The following is a 2,633-nucleotide window of genomic DNA, read 5'->3' as shown; positions in this document are numbered from 1 at the left end:
GAAGTTCTATCCATTATCGCTATACGTTTTGCCACATCGGGCTGAATTTCCGAAGGCAACGAACCCAATATACTTGCGGCTTTTTGAGGCTCTAAATAAGCCAAAATAAGCGCTATAGTTTGAGGATGCTCTCCTTGTATAAAGTTAAGCAAATGCGCAGGGTCCGTTCTTCTTATAAAATCGAAAGGTCTAACCTGCAACGATGAAGTCAATCTGTTTATAATATCTCCCGCTTTTTGACTTCCAACCGAACGTTCCAATAAATCTCTCGCGTAATCTATACCGCCTTGAGTTATAAAATCTTGCGCTATCATCATCTCTTGAAATTCTCTAAAAACGGCGTCCTTATCGGCGGCTTCTATATTTTCGAGTCGCGCTATGTCGAAAGTAATCTGCTCTATTTCCTCTTCTCTCAAATGTTTAAATATTTCGCTTGAAGTTTCCATTCCGAGGGAAACAAGGAATATAGCGACTTTTTGACGTCCGCTTAAAACTTTTTGTTTCTTATCGTTTTCTTTATTAGCCGTAGCCATAATATATCTCCTATTTTATAACTCGTTTATTTTTTAATTTATTTTATATTTTCAATTTTATACTTTTATAATTTATTTTCTATATTTTATTTATCGTCCGCCATCCAAGTTCTTAATAATTTAGCCACATCGTCTGGTCTTTCATGGCTCACTCGTATAACTTCTTCCATAAGTTTTTTACGAGCGGCGTCTTCCAAATTAATTTCCGTCATAGGCTCTTCGTTTACATTCATCATAGCCTGTCTTCGCATTTCCATCTGTCTTCGTTCGAGTTCTTCTTCTCTGAGTCTGCGTCTTCTGGCAAGCTCTTTCTGAATCGCTCTAACTATCAATACCAATATAAACAACGCGAGCAAAGAAATCATGGCTATAACCAAAGTTTTTCTTATGAAGCTGTTTCTCATGAGTCTCGCGTCTTCGCTATTAAATCTATCCCAATGGTCAAACTGAATATGCGTCACGCTAACTTGGTCGCCTCTTCTCAAGTCGTAGCCTATAGCCGCTTGAACCAAAGAAGTTACATTTCTTATCTCTTCTGCGGATACTGGATGATATTCTCTAACATAGCTCGTTCCGTTCGTTATTACAGGCTCTCCGTTCGCATCGTAAACTCTCGTCCATCTTCCGTCAAGCGCAACCGCCGCTGATATTTTTCCTATTTGATAGCTTCCTTTCTTTATCGCTTCGTATCTTTTGCTTAATTCGTAATTATCTTGGCTGTCAGTTTTAGTATAAGTTTGCCATCTATCCGTTTTATCGGCATAGCCTGGAGGAACATTTTCTTCCGCTCCAGCAGCGCCTTGAGGAATAAATTGCTGTCCCCTCCAATCTTCCGTCACCGTTCGGCTTGAAACTTGAACTTTATTCGTAATTTGGCTGTCGTCATAAGGAGTGGAAGGGTCGTCCTCTTTTAAAGTTATAGGAAGAACCAAATTATTTGTAACGGTCACTTCGTCCCATATTAATTCCAAAGCTATAGTAGTTTCCACTCTATTCGTATATATTCTTCCCAAAGTTTGTCTTATTTTATTTTCTATCTTTTTTCTCTCTCTATCGACTATTTTCAATTCTTCTTGAGCGACTTTCAATTTCAAATTGGCGGCTTCGTCCGTAAAATCGGTTAATACCAATCCAACGCTATCTGTAATCGTTACGAATTCGGGCTGTAATTTATCGACTCCCATAGCGATTAATCTTTGAAGTCCTCTAACGGTTTTTGGGTCTCTTAAAACTTCTTCTTTGAAAGGCTCGGCTCTAATAACCACAGAAGCGGTAACGGGAGCATCAACATCCGTTAAATATTCTTTTTTAGGAAAAGCCAAATCAACCGTAGCTTCTTGCACAAAATCCAATTTCATTAATAATTGAGTAATCGCTTTAGTCAAGGACCTTCTTTTATTTATATCCAATTCGACATCGGTAATTCCTATACGAGGCGAATCGAATAATTCCCAACCGTCCAAAGATGCGGGCATTTTTCCTTCTTTAACCAATTCCAATTCCGCTTTCGCTTTATCTGACATATTATTAAGAGTTATGAATCCGTTTCTATAAGTATATTTAATATTGCTCGCTTCCAAAACTGATATAACATTTCTCGCGTCTTCCTGACCCAAAGCGTTCGGAAATAATAAAGTTCCCGTTCTTCTCGAGCTTAAAATCACAGTAGCCACAATCGCGCCGAGAGCGACAACCAAAATGCCTATCACTATAGCTTTTTGAACTTTAGTGGTTTTGGAAAAAATATTTTTAACTTGACTTATCAATTTATTTATAAAGTCCTGCATAGGAATACCTGCCTAAATAAAAGTTATCTTTATAATATTTCGGATATAATTATGTTTACTTTAACAAAAAAATTATGTTTATTCGTTATTTTTTTTAAATTTAATTTATTTAATTAGTTAACATAATTCCCTATTTTATATAATAATACAAATTCGCTTTTTTGTCAATAGTTAACATAATATTTTTTAATTATATAATCGAATAAAACAAATAAATTATTTTTTCATTGCAAAGCTCTGCTGAAGCAATCCAAATAAAACCCCATGCATATCCGCATGAGGTTCGTAAAAATTATATTATATGAAAGAATGT

Annotated in this window: 1 protein-coding gene and 1 pseudogene; both read right to left on the bottom strand. The window is 36.0% G+C overall.

Annotation, left to right across the window (positions count from 1 at the left end):
* Window positions 1-533: pseudogene (locus EZH24_RS09995) on the bottom strand (flagellar motor switch protein FliG); the annotation flags it as partial.
* A gap of 86 nt (window positions 534-619) precedes the next feature.
* The gene (fliF, locus tag EZH24_RS09990; RefSeq protein ID WP_137998999.1) at window positions 620-2,320 is read right to left on the bottom strand and encodes a flagellar basal-body MS-ring/collar protein FliF; all 1,701 of its coding nucleotides are present in this window, start codon (window positions 2,318-2,320) and stop codon (window positions 620-622) included.
* Between the last annotated feature and the right edge of the window lie 313 nt (window positions 2,321-2,633).

It is taken from the genome of Brachyspira catarrhinii (assembly GCF_005518285.1).
GTDB classification, from domain to species: Bacteria; Spirochaetota; Brachyspiria; order Brachyspirales; family Brachyspiraceae; genus Brachyspira; species Brachyspira catarrhinii.
Note: the sequence above shows the minus strand (reverse complement) of the source record. Positions and strands in the feature narration are given on the sequence as shown.